Here is a 17377-nt window from a genome sequence, read left to right on the forward strand (position 1 = left end):
TGCATTTTCAGCGCAAAAATCTCCGATCTGAAATAGGCGTATTCTGTCGAAGAACGCTCTTATGTCTGCTTCTGAGAATATTTTCTAATTTAATGGATTGGGTTGCTTTGCATAGGTAAAATCTGATTCAACAAAACTTGAAGGGCAGCTTACCAAATGCATCGTATACGCAATGTTTAAAAGTGATCAATCGTTTTTAGTTTGTATCCGAGTTAATACTGATCATAAATGCAGACAGAGCCGCGTAGTAGTACTGAATTGCCTTGTCTACTGAAGGATGGCGATTGCAAATGTGCAGAGTTTGTTTCACAGTTAAGAGCAGATGCAGTTCTTTGGGTTGAGTACTCCCTATGCATGATTGGATCGTGATTGGCGCAGGAATTACGGGTGCAGCGCTCGCCTACGAATTAGCCAAGCAACACTTCTCAGTGCTATTAATCGATCAATCAGCGCAGCCCGAATCGGCAACGCGCTTGAGTTATGGCGGCATCGCCTACTGGTCAGGTACAACTGAGCTAACTACACAACTCTGTGGTGAAGGTCTTGCCATTCATCGTTCGCTCTGCGCCGAGCTTGATGCCGACACGCAGTTTCGGGAGTTGGATTTACTACTAACGATTTCATCTGACTATGACCCAGACCAAATCGCCACAAATTATGCCCAGTTTGCCATTCCTCCCACGCTCCTCACCATCAACGAAGCTTGGGAGCTAGAGCCATTGTTGAATCGAGACGCGATCGCAGGAGCCCTCACCGTCAACCACGGGCATATCGAACCTGAAGTGACAACACAAGCCTACTGTCAAGCCTTTCAGCGATTGGGTGGAGACCTAAAAATTGCCCACGTTGCCCACCTTCAGAAAACGGTCGCTAAAATCACCGGCGTGATTACGCCGACCGAAACATTTTCTGCAAAAAACGTCGCGGTTTGCACAGGAGGCGTGACCCGGCAGTTTCTCAATGCTGCCAAAATTTCGGTAAACCAATACTTTACCCATGCCGAACTGCTCGAAACGCCGCCCGTTGATCTGCGCTTACGCACCTTGGTGATGCCCGCCGAAGCGGAGCGCTTTGCTCTAGAAGCCAATGCCACTTGCCCAGATGTGGAGGCACTGTGGGATGTTCCTGGCAACGAACCTGCGCCGGCTATTTTGGACGCAGGAGCCGTGCAGTTTTTAGACGGCAGGATTCGCATCGGTCAAGTCAGCCGCACTTTGACTGATGCAGCGGCTCAGGTGAATGCCGCTCAAAGCGAAGCAGTTCTGCGGCAAAAGATTGGTCAGATCTTGCCAAAACTCGGTACGCTTTCGGGAACGTGGCATCACTGTTTGATTGCATTTAGCCGCGATCGCTTACCTCTAATCGGCGAAATTGAGGGCTATGAAGGGCTTCATCTCTTCTCCGGTTTCAGCAATCCTCTAGCGATCGTGCCTCCCCTCGCCCGCCGATTTGCGGCTCACGCCACGGGACAACGCGACCCCCTGCTTGCGCCTCTATCCCCGTCCAGATTTATGTAAGGTTTATACAGGGCAGTGCGATCGCGCTAAGATTTGCCCTCACCCTTGCATGCTAGAACTATCCCATAACGCAGAGTCTATAGCGCTACAACAAAGCCATCCTGCTCAGGGTAAGAGCTAAGATGGCTTCTCCGATTTGTGCTGTTTGCAAACCCAAAGTCTTAGCGCAAGCTTTGCTGAGCAGTCGGTTTCACGACGGGTTTTGCCAATGCTGTTTTCTGGATCACAGAGATAGCACGGGCATACTGCGGATCTTGCGGTGTCCCAATCAACTTCGGATTAGACGACAAGAACTTTTGCTGCGCGTCCGACAGGTCGATTTTGACATCGGGGGTCACTCCTGTTTGGCTGATGTCTGTGCCTTTGGGCGTGTAGTAGTGAGCGATCGTGACCGCCAAGCCCGATCCATCCGATAGAGAATGAACCGACTGCACCAGTGCTTTTCCAAAGGTTTGGCTGCCAATCACGGTAGCGCGTCCATTGTCCTTCAGCGCGCCGGTGACAATTTCACTAGAGCTTGCCGACTGACCATTGACCAGCACCGCCAAGGGCAGTTTTGTAAGTGCCGTATTTCGGGCTGTAAATTCTTCGCTGCCTCCCTGACGGTTCACCGTTTTAACGATCGCACCTCGATCCATCCACATCCGGGTGATGTCGATACTTGCTTGCAGTAACCCCCCCGGATTTCCTCGCAAATCAAGCACAAAAGCATCCACTTTCTGAGCGGTCAGATCCTGGATAGCACGGCGCATTTGATCCGATGCATGACTGCTAAATTCGTTCAAGCGGATGTAGCCAATCCGGCTTTTGCCTTCTTGCTTGAGGCTATAGCGGACGGTCTGAAGCTCAATTTTGGCTCTCGTGATTGCCAAATCAAAGGCAGAGGCAGCCCGACCGATCTTGAGCGTTACCTTCGTTCCAGCTTCGCCCCGAATTAGGTTGGAAGCATCTTCTACGGTCATGCCTTTGGTGAGCTTGCCGTTAATGGCTAAGATGCGATCGCCCGACTTGATCCCTCCTTTAAAGGCTGGAGAATTTTCAATCGGCTCAACCACGGTCAGTTCTTTGGTCTGCTCATTGAGTTCTAGCCGAATGCCGACGCCAGAGAGTTCGCCGGATGTTTGGTTGCTCAATGCCTCAAACTGCTTAGGATCCATGAAGCGACTGTAGGGATCGTTCAGCTTCTTTAGAGCACCCCGTAGCGCGTCATAGGCTTGCTCACGGGAGGTATAGTTTTTACTGAGCAACTCCTGCCGAACTTGTGACCAGTCATTTTTATTAAACGTTCCATCTACGTACTCACGATTCACAATCTGCCATGCTTCATCAAGTACTGCCTTGGGGCTATCTTGCAAAGCGGCACGGACTGAGCGACCAGGAGCAAACACAGTGGTGGTAGCTGTGGCGGCGATCACACCACTACAGAAGGCTACTTGGAGAAGCGAGGGTCGATTCATTGAGGTGGTGCTGATTTTAAGGTGGACAGCTACATACAGATAGATTCACCCTCGTTCAGCGCATTCAGTAAGCCTAGTCAACGAATTTAAAGACCCGACTGCGGCGGCTGAAACCCAGGGCTGCTATATGGTATGACCAGAGAATAGGATAGCCAAAGATACTAAAGGAATGACCCAAGATACTGAGGGCATGAAGCAGAGGAGACTGCTACTCAACCCCAAGCGTTAGGTACAGAATACACAGGTGACTTGAAGAGATTGTGACAGTTTCAGGACAGTTTATAAAGTGTCTTTGCTGCAAAAGTAATGTAGCGTAATCTGGGGAAAATCGCACACAGTCGTTACCCTCTTCACAACAATTCCATTCAGTCTGGGCATATTAACCAGGACAATGCCCAGATTTTGGTTAAGTTTTGTGGTGAGGTTGCCCTGTGGAATTTAGCATAAAACCGTTGGTTAGACCGTGGATGATGATGGTGGTAGAGGGTGCGATCGCACTTGCCGCGATCGCGGGGATCATCTCTATGCAACGCACTCAGCTTCAAAAGCCATCCCTCTGGGTGGAAAGCCCGACCCAAGCCGAGCAGCAAGAATCGATCCGCTTAAGCCTGTTGAGCAAATCGCCTAGTTTCGGCTTCGAGAATTTGATTGCAGATTGGGCGTTTTTGAATTTCCTGCAATATTACGGGGATGAAGCCGCGCGATCGCAAGCAGGCTATGGGCTGACCCCAAAATATTTTGACATTGTGACCCAGCGCGATCCCCGCTTTGCAGAGACCTACCTTTTCTTATCAGGAACCCTATCGCATCAGTTAGGACAGCCCGAACAAGCCCTGACCTTGATGCAGCGAGGGATGGCAGCCCTTTCGCCCCAGATGACACCGAAAGCGTTCACCGTGTGGCGGTTTGCTGCTCTAGACCAGCTTTTGCTGTTGGGCGATGTGCCAGGGGCGGTGCAGTCGTTAGAAATGGCGGCAGCGTGGAGTGGTGAAACCGAGGAATATCAAGCCATTGCCCCTGTTTTTCGGGAAACGGCAGCTTTTTTAAAGACCAACCCCGATAGCAAACTCGTCCGCTTTCAAGCCTGGACGACGGTTTTTGCTCAAGCGGGAGCGATCGGAGATCGCAAAACGCAGGCACGGGCAAGGCAAGAAATTTTAGCACTAGGCGGGATCGAAAAAGCTGATGAGCAAGGGCAACCCTTCTTTACGCTGCCAATACCGGCTCAACCTGCGAAGTCAACATCCAAAACTCCTTAAACGCCTCTTCGGGCTGCTCGCGGGATTGCTAATTGGCTGGGTAGTATCGATCTGGCTGTCGCTATGGATAGCGTCTTCATCTCCAGTCGATGCTGTTTTGGTACTAGGAGGCAGCATCCAGCGCGAAATTGCGGCTGCACAACTGGCAAACGGCTCTCCAACCACGCCAATTCTGATTTCCCAGGGATCAAGCGATCCCTGCATCCGGTCAGTGTTTCAGCAGGCTCACGCTCCAGTAGACCAGGTGTGGCTTGAGAAATGCGCCCGTTCGACGTTTGATAACGTTTGCTTTAGCCTGCCAACGCTGCGATCGTGGAAAGTTCACCATGTGAAGTTGATCACTTCCGAGAGCCACCTTCCACGGGCGGTTTGGCTGGCACAAATTGTGTTAGGAGCACATCGGATTTGGGTGGAGCCAGCGATCGTGGCAGAGCCAGGGGTTCCCGGCAATCGAGAATTTGGCTGGAAGACTGGATTAGATGTGGCTCGGAGCTTGGTTTGGGCGGGGATGAGCCAGGTTTACTCACCAAGATGCTCGAATATGGTGCGCCTCAACGAGGTTGATTTGACGGCTTGGGCAAGACAAGGATTTAGCTGTGAGCGGCGCGGTATTCCTCGGATCTAGACGCTTAAACGTTTAATAAAACGTGGCTTTGACAGAGTTCTTTCGCTGCGATCGCACCTCCAGGAAGCCCCGCACAACAAAGCAGATAATCTACATCGAACGCACATTTAATAAAAGTTGCCCAATCATGCGATCGGCTTGAGCGGCGTAGCCCCCACCAAACAAGTTGAAATGATTCAAAACATGGTAGAGGTTGTAGAGAACTTTTCGCTGCGAATAACCGGTGTTAACTGGGAAAACCGCGTTGTAGCCCTGGTAAAACGCAGGCGGAAACCCACCAAATAACTCAGTCATGGCGAGATCTACCTCGCGATCGCCCCAGTAGGTTGCCGGATCAAAAATCACGGGTTGACCAGAGGTTGTGACTGCCGCATTGCCTGACCACAAATCGCCATGCACCAAGGAGGGTTTCGGCGCGTGACCGGCAAGCAGTTCTGGAACGGCAGCTAGTAAGCGATCGCAGTTGGGAAACCGCCCTCCTCGCTGTTGGGCAAGCTGCAACTGATAACCGATCCGATGGTGGGTAAAAAACTCGCTCCAACTCAAAGTCCAGGGATTGTGCTGAGGCGTAGACCCGATCGTGTTGTTTCGCTCCCATCCAAACGCCGTGGCTTTTTGAACGTGATGAAGCCTGCCCAGTTGCCGACCCATTTCCTCCCAAGCAGGGCTGCTAGCCTGACCAAGCTCTAACCAGGTTTGCACCAGGTAAGACGAGTCTTCTGCTACTCCCCAACAAATCGGTTGAGGTACTAAAATCGCGTTTGCCTCTCTCAGGTGCTGCAACCCAAGCGCTTCTGCCTCAAACATGGCAAGCTGATCGGCGCGGTTCAGCTTGATAAAAAATGTGCGATCGCCGTCTGACACGCGGTAGCCTTGGTTGATGCATCCGCCACCAACAGCCCTGCGATCGCGGCTCTCGAAGGGCTGGGCGATCGCCTGGGAAATTTGGGTGTCGATAGAAGACCACATAAGACAGTTATGATTCGCCAGGTTTAATCACGACGATGCCGTAAGCGTTGGTCGGCAGGTAGGTCTGGGCGGCGGTTTGTAGAGCCGAGGCAGACAGCGACTGAATGGCAGCCGAATAGTTGAAGGCAGGTTCTAAACCCCCGACCAGGGTTTGGTAGTAGCCGTAGAGTCCAGCGCGATCGCTCGGCGTTTCGTTGCCAAACGTGAAATGGTTGGCAACTTGAGTTTGAACGCGAGCCATCTCTGACTCTGTAACGCGACCGGATTGGAGATGTTGGATATGAGCTACGATCGCCGCTTCGACTGCCTCAACATGCTCGACCGGTAGTTGCGCCGAAACCGCAAACACGCCTTGATGTAAGTAGGTCAGGTTGCTGGCTGACACACTAGAAACCAATCCCCGCTCTTCGCGTAAATCTTTGACCAATCGCGCCGTTCTGCCCTGCCCCAACACACTCGTCAACACATCTAGCTCGTACGTGTTCTGTATATCCGTTAAGCCCGGAACCCGCCAGAGCATCATCAGCCTAGCTTGCTTGAGAGCCGGATCGACGTATTCTTGGCGGACGATGTGCGTGAAAGGAGATTCGGCAGCAGAACCGGCAAGGTTGGGGAGCCGGTCGGGAACAGGATGAGACGAGGCAGGCAAGAGTTGGGTTACGCTCTCTTCGATGATGTGGATCAAGCGATCGACGGGAAGATTGCCTACTGCTACTGCTGTCATCGATGCAGGACGATACCACGTCGAGTGAAAATCTCGCATCTGTTGCGGTACAAGCTGCTCGATCACCGAGGTGGGTCCTAAAACTTGGCGGCGATAGGGCAGTGTCTCGAAGGTTAGTTCTGCCATGCGCTGATAGCTGCGGCGACGCGGATTGTCTTCAGAGCGACGAATTTCTTCTAAAACGACAAACCGTTCGCGCTCAAAGCCTTCGTCTGGAATGCTGGCATTGAGCAAAACATCAAGCTGAAGCGGCGCTAACTCAGCAAAATCTTTGGGAGCGGTTGTGATGTAGTAGTGAGTGTAGTCTTGGCTGGTCGCCGCATTGGTGACTGCGCCCCGTTGCTCGATCTGTTGCTCAAATTCGCCGCTCTTGAGCCGCTGGGTTCCTTTAAAGATCATGTGTTCTAAAAAGTGAGCCATGCCGTTGATCGCGTTAGGCTCGATCGCAGAGCCAACATTGAGCCACACATTTAAATTGACCGCATCGACGGGAATCTGTTCAGCAATGATCGTTAAACCATTGGGTAAGCGATGAACGGTAGGCGAATTGAGTTTCGGAGATTTGATGAGAATCGAAGTCATATCCCGTCCAGAATTGGCAAGTGCTTCATCCATCTTACTCCGTAGTAAAACTTAAAACTTTGTTGGAGGAGGGGTATTTTCATCCTCTAACTCTGTGAACTCATAGCGACCAAATTCTTGAATAGCATGGTAATCATTCGTCTAATCGCTATGACTTGTAATGACTATGACTTGTGAGCCATAGCTGCGATCGCATTACTTTTCTGCGGGTCTGTTCTGGCAAGTTTGAGAAAGCTATGGTGGTGACTCACGTCCGCACGGGCAAAACAATGCGCCTGTCTCATCCTCAGAAACTCTTTGCCCAAGACCGGGAAACAGTTGAGATCGCATATGCCGGAGACGTAGTGGGGCTGAATAACCCTGGCAGTTTCGTCATTGGCGATCCCGTGTATAGCGGTGCAAAGCTACAATATCCTGACATTCCCTCTTTCTCTCCTGAACTGTTTGCTTTCCTCAAAAACACCGACCCAACGAAGTACAAGAACTTCAACGAAGGAGTATCGGAGTTGCAAGAAGAAGGTGCGGTGCAAATTCTTAACTCAACGGATGAGAGTAAGCGCGATCCCATTTTGGCAGCGGTCGGACAGCTTCAATTTGAGGTCGTGCAGTTTCGTCTGGCGCAAGAGTATGGCGTTGAAACTCGTCTGGAAGTCTTGCCTTATTCCGTCTGCGCTCAAATCCTAGGATTTTGCCATCTATATTAAAATTGGGAGTGTTACGGAATGTAAAATGTGTCGCTATGGTGAGTCAGCAGGGTTCGTTAGAACGCAAGGCATCTTTAGGACGCAAGATCGTAGTGGTTGGTGCAGGAATAGGTGGACTGACGGCAGGCGCTCTGCTGGCGCACCGGGGCTACAACGTTACCGTGTTTGACCAAGCGATCGTACCGGGCGGATGTGCTTCTACGTTCAAACGCAAGGGCTTTACCTTTGATGTGGGAGCCACGCAGGTAGCAGGATTAGAACCGGGCGGCATTCATCACCGTATTTTTTCAGAACTTGAGATTGATCTGCCTAAAGCGACATTTTGCGATCCGGCGTGTGCGGTGTATCTACCCGGAGAAACCGAGCCGATCAATGTTTGGCGAGATCCGGAGCGGTGGAAGGCAGAGCGACAGCGACAATTTCCTGGAAGCGAACCGTTTTGGCAACTGCTTGCGGATCTGTTTCGTCGTAGTTGGGCGTTTCAGATGCGAGATCCGGTGCTTCCTCCGCGCAGTGGCTGGGATCTGTGGCAACTCACCAAAGCGCTTCGCCCAGACACGCTGTTAACCGTGCCTCATACGTTTTCTACCGTGGGTGATGCGCTGCGAGGCTATGGCTTAGAGCGCGATCGCCGCTTAAAAACTTTTCTCGATTTGCAGCTTAAGCTCTATTCCCAAGTCGATGCCGATGAAACAGCACTCCTGTATGCAGCAACGGCGCTAGGCGTTTCTCAGCAACCCCACGGATTGTTTCACCTGCACGGGAGTATGCAAGTTTTGAGCGATCGCTTAATGGATGCGCTAAAGCGCGACGGCGGCAAATTGGTGATGCGGCATACGGTTGAGCAGATTCATACCCAAGGCAAGCAGACCCTAGGGGTGACGATTCGTGATCAGAGCACCGATGAAACCTGGCTAGAACCGGCTGATCATGTGGTTGCAAACGTCACACTTCAAGATTTGGTGAGGCTGTTGGGTGAGAATGCTCCCCACGGGTATCAGCGCCGAGTTGAGAAACTGCCGCCTGCCTCCGGGGCCTTTGTGCTTTATCTGGGCGTTGATCACTCCGCAATTCCGGAAAATTGTCCGCCGCATCTACAGTTTTTGTATAACTACGACGGCGCGATCGCAGAGAATAATTCGCTCTTTGTATCGGTGAGTCGTGCGGGAGATGGTCGAGCACCGGAGGGCAAAGCAACGATCATTGCGTCTTCGTTTACCGATGTGATGGCATGGGAGCAAGGTAACTATGACGCGATGAAACAGCGCTATGCCGAGGCTGCGATCGCGCGGCTAGGGCAATTCTTCACGCTCAACACAGAGACAATTATTCATCAAGAATCTGCTACGCCCCGCACGTTTCAGCGTTATACGGGTCGCGCCCAAGGCATCGTTGGAGGAATTGGGCAACGGATTCCAACGTTTGGTCCGTTTGGCTTTGCAAATCGCACTCCAGTACATCATCTGTGGCTTGTGGGCGACTCAACCCATCCAGGAGAAGGAACGGCGGGAGTCAGCTATTCTGCGCTAACCGTAGTTCGACAGATCGAGGCAGCAAAGAGATAGTTTGAGTAGAGCTTTGTACGGTTCTGTACCGTGCGAAATTCCTCAAGTTTCGACCCAACTGCTAAACCGCTTGAGGGGACTCTTATGAATAATAAGTCAAAAAAAAACAGCCTTTTGCAAGGCTGCCGAAAAACGCTCCGAAGCAAGTCTTCTACTATAAAAGCAAACTTTTCTAAAAATGAGTATCACTCATTCCGGTGATATTTTTAGGTTTGTAGAATTATTAAGAGTACATTTAGATTGAGTTTTAGCGATCGCACCCAACCCAAAAGCGCAACTTAGCACCAGCATCTTGAGCGTTAGGCTTCAATAGAAGAGTTAGCCTTTGATTCTTCCTCTGCCTTGGCGAAAAATAGCATACTTACACTTACGGAGAGCACTATGCAAAGGCAGAACTAGCTTTAGAAGCATCATGTCTTGATGGAGAAGGACGCTGTAAGCTAGCGATCGCAGGTTTATCCAAAGGGTATGACCTTGCCCAGAGACAGTGACAACAAGGGGTATATTTTGCTCTGAAAATGCCCAAGCGATTTGATAGGTTTCCAAGCGATTTGTTACATCAAATTTGTAGACTGCACCATAAAGTTCTCCTTGGTATCGAATTCCTTTTCTGACTTCATTCTCATAGTAAAAATAGAACATTGAAGTCATTGTTTCTTGCACAATGATAGGCAGTTGAGATGGAAAACATCTATGTTCTCTAAAGCCTAAAATATTAAAAATTCTGCGTTTAATTTCCGAAAAATCTGCTTCATCACTGCCATTTTTTTCGAGATCAGCATAAATTTTAGTTAATGCTTCTAATTCATTAACTTTAATAGAAATTTCGGCATCGTCTAAGTAAATGTGATTAATAATCTTATCTAAATCGACATTAAGAATTTGATAGCTAGCGTCTGTACCAAAAATTTTACTTAAGTCATTGAGGTTTTGACGAACCAGTTTGCGAACAGAATACTTGGCTAAAGGTGATAAAGGCATGGCTTAAAATCCTTAGGGCAAAGCACATATGGTTTAAGCTGTTCTTATTTTTGCAGTTCATTAATGGTGCGGATAGCATTCACATTTAATAACTCTAAATAACTTGTAAGGTGCGCGGCTGTCGCATTTCACTCATTATTTAGGTTTGCTATGTCTGCAATGGAAAACTGGGATTTATAGCTTTCAAGCCTGTGTTGGGCTGGCACTTAGGGTTCCCTATCAGGTTAAGTAATTCTCGCTAAGTTTCATTTTTTGAAGACCTAGGTGAGATTGTGGGCAGCTTTTGCAATGTTTTTGCTAGGAAATATTCTAAACTAGCGCTTGGAATATCTTATCGTCGCTAGATGCTGCGTTTCTCCTGATTTACTGATGGGGTTATGTGTTGGTCAATATTTTATGGTTCCTAAGGTATGCAGACAAACTGCAAATTCAACCCTTTTGAACGGGTAGATCTGCAAATAGATAGACTTTTAGCCAACCGCACAAAAAATTTGTCATATTAAATTCTGGTTTTGCTAAAACGCAGTTTTGAGATCTCGGTTGAACAAGGATTGTTGTGAATGCCCCGTTTAGAGACCCATTTAAAGACAGCATGGCTCGCTTCACAAAGCTCTAAAAAGTCGCGGCGTTTGCCTTGGTTAGAAGGAATTCAGATATTTGCGGCTGTGGTGATCTTGCTTTATCACGCTCAGTTGCTATTTGCCGACTATGGTTACTCCCCGCAACCCACGGGCTTAGTTGATAACATTCAAAAGCTTTTGATTGGATCTAGCACTCTTGGCGACGGTTGGCTACGGCATCCCCCCTTGCTCAGGAGGGACTTTCCGGCTCCCCTCCTGACTCAGGAAGAGTTGGGGGAGGTCGCCCGTCTGGCAGCATTTACAGATTAATTTGGTATTAGTTAGCGAGAATTTAGGAACGGCAACTCTGTATTTTTCTTACCATGACCAATCTTTATGCGCGTTGGCTGTTTCCCCGCCTGATGGATCTTGCCATGTCGGGTGACGAACTTTCGCAGTATCGCCGAGACGTGTTGGCAAATGTGAAGGGAACCATTTTAGAAATTGGGTTTGGGACAGGATTGAATCTGCAACACTATCCCGCATCAGTTCACGCGATTACAACCGTTGATGTGAACCCAGGAATGAGCACGATCGCACAACGCCGAATTCGCGCCTCTGCGATCGCGGTCAATCATCAGGTTGTGAATGGTGAATCGTTGCCCCTGCCCGATCAGTCGTTTGATAGTGTCGTCAGCACATGGACACTGTGCAGCATTGCTAACCTTGACCAAGCTCTGCAAGAAATTTATCGCGTGTTAAAGCCCGATGGAGCCTTTTATTTTATTGAACATGGGCTGAGTCGTGATCCGAACATTCAAGTGTGGCAACATCGCCTTACTCCCGTTCAAAAACTGATTGCCGATGGCTGTCATCTTGATCGCGACATTCAACACCTGGTTGAAAAGCAGTTTGGGCAAGTGACAGTGACTCAATTTCCAGCAAAAGGATTACCAGCGATCGCGGGGTATCTCTATCAAGGAATAGCTCGAAAAACAGATGCGGCGGCTGAAAAATAAAGCAAAAATTAAGCTACGACTTCTGCGTCAGCAAATCCGTCTTCAGTAAGAGATCAGTTCCCTGGAGAACGCCTATAACTTAGCTGGAGTGTGTTTTCTATAGTTCTATATAGTCTGGAGTTCTATATACTCTGATGTTTTGGTGTGGTGTTTATTCAGCGTTTAACTCACAATGGCTAACAATTACCGCATCTTGGTTGTCGATGACGTGCTAGACAATCTGTTCTTATTACAAGCTGTTTTAGAAGATGAAGGATACAGCGTCGATACGGCTTTAGATGGCACGATCGCGTTGCACAAAATTCAATACGCCCCGCCTGACTTAGTGTTGCTCGACATTATGATGCCAGGGTTGACGGGCTACGATGTGACTCGCCAAGTTCGTCAGCAAAAACCGGCTACCGAATTGCCGATCGTGCTGCTCACGGCATATGACGAGTTTTCTCATTTGCCCTATTCCGAAATTGGTGCAAACGATCTGATTCGCAAACCCGTTGATTTTGACGAACTTTTGACCACGGTAGAAACGCACTTGCGGTCTCCGGTCACGGCTCACACCTGAACAATCTGGCTAACGGTATGAGCGATCGCAGTGGCTGAGGCAAGTTGCTTGGCGGTAACCCCTCCCCACGTAACCCCAATGCTACCGAGGGCATTGCCATGGGCGGCAAGCTGAATATCTGCGATCGCATCTCCAATCACGAGAGTGTTTTGGGCAGGGGTTTCTAGCGCCGTGCAAACCGAGTGCAGCAATTGGGCATCGGGTTTGGTGAAGATGTGGTGTGCGCCTGCCAACACTTGAAAATAGGGGGCAAGGTCATATCGCGTCACAAACTCTTCTACGTTGGTTTGGCTGTCACTCGATAGAATGGCGAGTTTTAGGGCGCAAGCACGGAGCGATCGCACCAGATCGATGATGCCCTCGAACGGTGGCGTGAGGTCTGCTTTGGTGAGCATCGAGCCGTTTGCCAACTCCTGGTCGGCTTGCTGAAAGGCAGAACGTGCGATCGCGAGGGCTTCGATCCAATCTCGCCCCGTTTGGGCAATGAGTGCCGCCACGCCAATTTCGTTTTCCAGGCGTGTGCCCACGGCTAATAGCCCTGCCGGGTTGAGCGCCGGTGGGGTGAAGCTTGGCGTTTCCCCTAAAAATCCAAAGCAGCGCAAAACCTCATGCTCTAATCCAGGCAGTTCGGCAGCTACCGCTTGGGCGCGGTTTTGCCCCAACTTATGCAAAAAGCCAAGAGAGTTGGCAAGCGTTCCATCTTTGTCGAAGACGATCGCTTGCACATGTTGAAACTGAATGCCGTTGCAGTAGATGGTGACCAAATTAGGAAGGACTCAGCTAGTGTCGCCAGTAGTTGTAGGCTGCCCACGCCATCGCGATCACACCCGTGACGATCGCTGACTCATCCACCTCAAACTGAGGATGATGGAGGGGATAATTGCGCTTTTCGTGAAAGCCTACCCCCAGGCGGAACATACTCCCCGGAGCGTGCTTGAGATAGCAAGAAAAATCTTCGGCTCCCAGCGATGGCTCTTGAATAATCTGAATGCTCTCGGCTCCTAGCACTTCTTTAACCGACGCTTCTATCAACCCCGTCAGCTTCAAATCATTTTGCACCGACGGCGTTCCACGACGATAGTTTAGCTGATAGGTTGCGCTGTAGGTTTGGCAGACGTGAGAGAGAATGTTTTCGATCCAATCGGGCAGGGCTTCGCTGGTTTCGGGATGCAGCGATCGCACCGTTCCTTGCATCGTCACTCGGTCGGCAATCACGTTTGGCGCTCGTCCGCCGCTAATTTTGCCGATCGTCAGCACCACCGGGCGTAACGGATTTTGGGTGCGGCTGATCGCCTGTTGCAGGGCGGTAATCACCTGAGCCGAAATCCAAATCGCATCGACCGCTTCATGGGGGCGCGCTCCGTGTCCCGATTCTCCTGTAATCGTTATTTCCAGATCATCGGCGGCGGCGGTGAGCGCTCCGTAGCGAATGCCAATTTTGCCAGCAGGAATCGAGGGAAAAACATGCACTCCCAGAATGGCGTTCACATTGGTCATTGCGCCATCTTGCACCATCCATTCTGCCCCTTGAGCAATTTCTTCAGCAGGCTGAAACAAAAAGCGAACGGTGCCGGGGAGGGCTTCTCCGAGTTGAGACAAAACCATTGCGGTTCCCAAGCCTACTGTCGTATGGACATCGTGACCACAGGCGTGCATCACCCCAGGCTGCCGAGAGACAAATTCTAGCTGGGTGCGTTCTTGAATGGGCAACGCATCCATGTCGGTGCGAATTGCCAGCAAGCGCGGATCTTGACCTCGCCCGTCTAATTCTCCTAAGACGCCCACTTTCCCGATCGCTTCTTTGACCCGCAATCCACAAGATGATAGAACGCCCGTGACATACGCTGCTGTTTGATATTCCTGCCCACTTAGCTCTGGATGGCTATGCAGATGGCGACGAATTTCAATCAAACGCGGAGCGAGAGCAAGAGCAAGATCTTTGATGCGGTCTTTCATGAATAGCGCTGATAAAGTGCTTCATTCAATGATAAGACTTGTGAACTTGCGCGCGTTGTTCTCAGGTGACGATTCTCAGGTAGGTTAGGCGATCTAAAGTCCCCGCAATTCTTTGAGGCTCTGGGCAATCAGGGGAACCGCCGAACCGAAAATCAGCAGGGCGATCGCGAGGCTAATTACACTATCTGCCCAGACCCAATGAAACCAGGCAACAGCGATCGCAGCAATGATCACCCCAACGGCTCCGAGGGCATCGGCAACCACATGCAAAAACGCGGCGCGGAGATTCAAATCGCGATCGCTGCCCTGGTGCAAAACAGAGATGTTGATCATGTTGATGATCAGCCCTGCGATCGCGGTGATCAGCATCGGTTGGCTGGCAATGTCTGGCGCGGGCAGGTGAAACCGTGCGATCGCTTCCCAAGCAATCCACAGGGTGACGGCAACTAGCCCACAGCTATTGATTAGGGCTGCCCAGGTTTCTAGAGAGCGGGTTGGCTTGACGGCAATAGCATCCACACCAATCCAGCCCCACTGCAACGATGACTGCGATAGGCGAGTGGCAAGAAAGGCGAGCAGCAGCGCTATGCAGTCAGACACCATGTGCCCAGATTCGGCGAGGAGCGCGAGGCTATGGCTGGCAAGCCCGATGTAGAGTTCGACTCCAGCGAAACTGCTAACCAGGCTCAACGCGATCAAGAGTTGCCTTTGCTTGGTTTTGGGGTCGTGGATCAAACAAGCGCAGTCTGTAGAATGGGGAGCATGCATCGATACTTATCAATTTTGGTATAGCCAATGTACCCTACTCTAGCTTTACCAGAACGCGAATGAGAGTCATTCTAATAAAGGTTGAGGCGTGATAGTAGTGACTGGTGCAGCGTGAGCCAAGTTTCCGATCGCGCTGCTTTTTATGTCTTCTAAGGCGGATGAACGCCCTCCAAGACCCTCACCCTACCCCGCTCCCGCCGAAGAGGAAACGAGAGGTAGAGGTAGAGCGATTTTTGCTCCTCTAAAGTTAAAGTGGTTCAGCTACATTTAATTCAACTGAATGAAGGCACCGCCCCGTTGAACGCCCGATTCGTTGCCATAGTTGCTGATCGTGAGCGATCGCAGGTGGTTAAATAAAGGCTGCCCGGCTAATTCGACCAGTTGAACGAACGGAAATTGGCGTTCCATCACCGGTTGTGCCTTGTCCCAATCAACATAAAAATAGCCGTTGTTTGGCGTTTGGATCGGCGCGATCGCGCGAGCAAATTTTGGGCTATCGGCTAAGGCATCTTTCTCAGCCGTGAGAGCCGCATCCATCGCTTCAAGGGAGGTGGCAAAAATTTCATACTTGCCCACCGACGTGTGAACCCCGGTGACCTGCGCCTCTACCGAAATTTCTTGTTTTGGCAGCGTTTCAGCCGCTAGGCGAGTCCACACGTTAACCGTACGATCGCCCAGAGGTAGAGAACCCGGACTGATGCCTTGCTGTTGCGCGATCGCATCAAGATGGGCGATTACCCCATCGGGGAACTGCGTTGCGATCGCACCTTGAGCCGCCGGGTCAGACGTATCCGCCACAAAGACCCAATCCAAACGGTGCTCGGTTCCGGGTTGGGGCACTAATCCCAGCGCATAGTCTCCGGTTGCCCAGCTAAAAATATCGTCTTCAAGCTTGATGTGCCATTGCTTCTCTAAATCTACCAAGGGTTGCTGCACCAGTTGAGCCACAAAATCGTACTGGCTGGCGGTGTTAGAAAGCCCTGCCCACAGGTGATCTAAATGGCTGCCCGATGCTGACAGGGGGCTAGTCGCGGGAATATACTGCAAGGCTCCAACTGGCTTCGACAAGCTGGCTTGAGTTGCCGGTTCAGACCCATCTAGCAAGGCGGTTTCTGCGATCAGCCCTTGGCGGTTTAACCCCAGAGCAATCGTCAGGCTGCCCTCTTGGGGAAGCTCTTCCCCAGTCAGGGTTTTGAGTTGGGGCAGATTGAGAAAAACAACTCCCACTCTGCCATCTTTGAGGGTAGATATCGCACGCTGATAGTCAGCCGAACTGGCGAGATTTAGCTCGGAAGCCTGCACATTGTTGATCGCGTCTTTCAGCACCTTTGGGCTGTTGGCAAATAAAACGTAGCGGCTGCCGACCACACCCGTCGAAAGCGGGGTTGACTCTGAAGGTTCGGTTGCGGTTTCGTTGCCCTGCGCTACATTGCCGCTAATAATCGTGGTGCCTTTGTAGGATTCAAACGCTAAGTCTGTTCCGGCGAGGGCGCGTTTTTGCCAGAACAATTGCAGAAATTCTCGCGATCGCTGGGGGTCTTTGGTCAGCATCGCCAGCAAATATCCGCGTTCGGCTCCGTTGCTCTCATCGCGATCGAGATCCAAACTGGTAATCGCCGCCGTGACTTCATCTCCCAACCAAGGCTGCACATCTCGCTGATAGTCTAAATCAGTGCTGCCGAGGATGCCTTGTTTAAACTGGTCTAACTCCGCTCGTGCCGCCCTGCGATCGCTCGGTTTAGCGATGACCTGCCGCAGGGTTTGCAAGCGATCAGGATTGACCAGCAGCGATGCCACAAGCGGGGCTTGACGGGGGATAAACATCGCGGCGGTCGGACTTTCGATCGGGCTACCGCGCAAGAGGGCAAGCGGGCTTTGGGCAAAAATCCGGACGAAGCCAAAAGAGCCGATCAGAAAAAGGAGGCTCGCGATCGCGGCTAGAATAGTTAAAAACGAGCGGAACTTCATAACAATTTAGGGATAGGGGGTTTTAGACAGCAGCCACACCTGACAGACATTTCCTGACAGACATTTATTTATAAAGACATACCTTACAGACCTTGAAAGACATACCTCAAAAATAGCCGTCATCGTGAAGCGGGTCGAATCTCTCCCCCAGCGGAAAGCCA

General features: G+C 50.8%; 16 protein-coding genes. 8 read left to right on the forward strand and 8 right to left on the reverse strand.

The genetic code is table 11. The features are described from left to right. Window positions 1–350: 350 nt before the first annotated feature. Window positions 351–1517, forward strand: a complete 1167-nt coding sequence (locus tag GS601_RS04715) for an NAD(P)/FAD-dependent oxidoreductase (protein WP_162422115.1) — start codon at window positions 351–353, stop codon at window positions 1515–1517. A 161-nt stretch (window positions 1518–1678) separates the two neighbouring features. Here GS601_RS04715 and ctpB read toward each other — a convergent pair whose 3' ends face one another. After that, complete coding sequence (gene ctpB / locus GS601_RS04720) at window positions 1679–2974, reverse strand: carboxyl-terminal processing protease CtpB (RefSeq protein ID WP_162422116.1); 1296 nt, start codon at window positions 2972–2974, stop codon at window positions 1679–1681. Between the two features lie 431 nt (window positions 2975–3405). Here ctpB and GS601_RS04725 point away from each other — a divergent pair, with 431 nt between their 5' ends. Next, window positions 3406–4233: a hypothetical protein gene (locus GS601_RS04725; RefSeq protein WP_202924856.1), complete on the forward strand. Its 828-nt coding sequence runs from the start codon at window positions 3406–3408 to the stop codon at window positions 4231–4233. Window positions 4234–4258: 25 nt separating this feature from the next. Further along, on the forward strand, window positions 4259–4858 hold the full coding sequence (locus GS601_RS04730) for a YdcF family protein (RefSeq protein WP_238393087.1): 600 nt from the start codon (window positions 4259–4261) through the stop codon (window positions 4856–4858). A gap of 90 nt (window positions 4859–4948) precedes the next feature. On the opposite strand, the gene GS601_RS04735 is transcribed toward GS601_RS04730, so the two are convergent. Next, on the reverse strand, window positions 4949–5827 hold the full coding sequence (locus tag GS601_RS04735) for a fructosamine kinase family protein (protein ID WP_162422118.1): 879 nt from the start codon (window positions 5825–5827) through the stop codon (window positions 4949–4951). A 7-nt stretch (window positions 5828–5834) separates the two neighbouring features. Next, the gene (locus tag GS601_RS04740; RefSeq protein WP_338016963.1) at window positions 5835–7166 is read right to left on the reverse strand and encodes a M16 family metallopeptidase; all 1332 of its coding nucleotides are present in this window, start codon (window positions 7164–7166) and stop codon (window positions 5835–5837) included. A gap of 140 nt (window positions 7167–7306) precedes the next feature. On the opposite strand from GS601_RS04740, the gene GS601_RS04745 reads away from it, so the two are divergent. Both GS601_RS04745 and crtD read left to right on the forward strand, forming a co-directional pair. Further along, the gene (locus GS601_RS04745; protein WP_338016964.1) at window positions 7307–7837 is read left to right on the forward strand and encodes a peptide chain release factor 3; all 531 of its coding nucleotides are present in this window, start codon (window positions 7307–7309) and stop codon (window positions 7835–7837) included. 35 nt (window positions 7838–7872) lie between these two features. Beyond that, on the forward strand, window positions 7873–9402 hold the full coding sequence (gene crtD / locus GS601_RS04750) for a C-3',4' desaturase CrtD (protein ID WP_162422119.1): 1530 nt from the start codon (window positions 7873–7875) through the stop codon (window positions 9400–9402). Between the two features lie 318 nt (window positions 9403–9720). Here the strand turns inward: crtD and GS601_RS04755 are convergent, their stop codons facing one another. Then, the gene (locus tag GS601_RS04755; protein ID WP_162422120.1) at window positions 9721–10383 is read right to left on the reverse strand and encodes a hypothetical protein; all 663 of its coding nucleotides are present in this window, start codon (window positions 10381–10383) and stop codon (window positions 9721–9723) included. 560 nt (window positions 10384–10943) lie between these two features. On the opposite strand from GS601_RS04755, the gene GS601_RS04760 reads away from it, so the two are divergent. The 3 genes from GS601_RS04760 (at window position 10944) to GS601_RS04770 (ending at window position 12524) form a co-directional block, all read left to right on the forward strand. After that, window positions 10944–11273: a hypothetical protein gene (locus GS601_RS04760; protein WP_162422007.1), complete on the forward strand. Its 330-nt coding sequence runs from the start codon at window positions 10944–10946 to the stop codon at window positions 11271–11273. Between the two features lie 53 nt (window positions 11274–11326). Next, the gene (locus GS601_RS04765) at window positions 11327–11962 is read left to right on the forward strand and encodes a class I SAM-dependent methyltransferase (protein ID WP_162422121.1); all 636 of its coding nucleotides are present in this window, start codon (window positions 11327–11329) and stop codon (window positions 11960–11962) included. A gap of 172 nt (window positions 11963–12134) precedes the next feature. Beyond that, entirely contained in the window at window positions 12135–12524 is a 390-nt protein-coding gene (locus GS601_RS04770) for a response regulator (protein WP_162422122.1), read from the forward strand. Here GS601_RS04770 and GS601_RS04775 read toward each other — a convergent pair. From GS601_RS04775 to GS601_RS04790, 4 genes are all read right to left on the reverse strand, one after another. Next, window positions 12515–13288: an HAD family hydrolase gene (locus GS601_RS04775; protein ID WP_162422123.1), complete on the reverse strand. Its 774-nt coding sequence runs from the start codon at window positions 13286–13288 to the stop codon at window positions 12515–12517. The genes GS601_RS04770 and GS601_RS04775 overlap by 10 nt on opposite strands. A 16-nt stretch (window positions 13289–13304) precedes the next feature. Further along, on the reverse strand, window positions 13305–14480 hold the full coding sequence (locus tag GS601_RS04780) for a M20 family metallopeptidase (RefSeq protein WP_162422124.1): 1176 nt from the start codon (window positions 14478–14480) through the stop codon (window positions 13305–13307). Between the two features lie 93 nt (window positions 14481–14573). Beyond that, window positions 14574–15248: a cation diffusion facilitator family transporter gene (locus GS601_RS04785; protein WP_162422125.1), complete on the reverse strand. Its 675-nt coding sequence runs from the start codon at window positions 15246–15248 to the stop codon at window positions 14574–14576. 267 nt (window positions 15249–15515) lie between these two features. Further along, window positions 15516–17216: a DUF3352 domain-containing protein gene (locus tag GS601_RS04790; protein ID WP_162422126.1), complete on the reverse strand. Its 1701-nt coding sequence runs from the start codon at window positions 17214–17216 to the stop codon at window positions 15516–15518. Window positions 17217–17377 lie beyond the last annotated feature (161 nt).

This window comes from Myxacorys almedinensis A (assembly GCF_010091945.1).
In the GTDB taxonomy this organism is placed as follows: Bacteria; Cyanobacteriota; Cyanobacteriia; order Leptolyngbyales; family Leptolyngbyaceae; genus Myxacorys; species Myxacorys almedinensis.

Bases quoted from the DNA above. Each gene is read 5' to 3' on its own strand.
- ctpB (WP_162422116.1), bottom strand. From the start codon at position 2,974: ATGAATCGACCCTCGCTTCTCCAAGTAGCCTTCTGTAGTGGTGTGATC.
- GS601_RS04740 (WP_338016963.1), bottom strand. From the start codon at position 7,166: ATGGATGAAGCACTTGCCAATTCTGGACGGGATATGACTTCGATTCTC.
- GS601_RS04755 (WP_162422120.1), bottom strand. From the start codon at position 10,383: ATGCCTTTATCACCTTTAGCCAAGTATTCTGTTCGCAAACTGGTTCGT.
- GS601_RS04770 (WP_162422122.1), top strand. From the start codon at position 12,135: ATGGCTAACAATTACCGCATCTTGGTTGTCGATGACGTGCTAGACAAT.
- GS601_RS04780 (WP_162422124.1), bottom strand. From the start codon at position 14,480: ATGAAAGACCGCATCAAAGATCTTGCTCTTGCTCTCGCTCCGCGTTTG.
- GS601_RS04760 (WP_162422007.1), top strand. From the start codon at position 10,944: ATGCCCCGTTTAGAGACCCATTTAAAGACAGCATGGCTCGCTTCACAA.
- GS601_RS04735 (WP_162422118.1), bottom strand. From the start codon at position 5,827: ATGTGGTCTTCTATCGACACCCAAATTTCCCAGGCGATCGCCCAGCCC.
- GS601_RS04785 (WP_162422125.1), bottom strand. From the start codon at position 15,248: ATGCATGCTCCCCATTCTACAGACTGCGCTTGTTTGATCCACGACCCC.
- GS601_RS04765 (WP_162422121.1), top strand. From the start codon at position 11,327: ATGACCAATCTTTATGCGCGTTGGCTGTTTCCCCGCCTGATGGATCTT.
- GS601_RS04790 (WP_162422126.1), bottom strand. From the start codon at position 17,216: ATGAAGTTCCGCTCGTTTTTAACTATTCTAGCCGCGATCGCGAGCCTC.
- crtD (WP_162422119.1), top strand. From the start codon at position 7,873: ATGGTGAGTCAGCAGGGTTCGTTAGAACGCAAGGCATCTTTAGGACGC.
- GS601_RS04715 (WP_162422115.1), top strand. From the start codon at position 351: ATGCATGATTGGATCGTGATTGGCGCAGGAATTACGGGTGCAGCGCTC.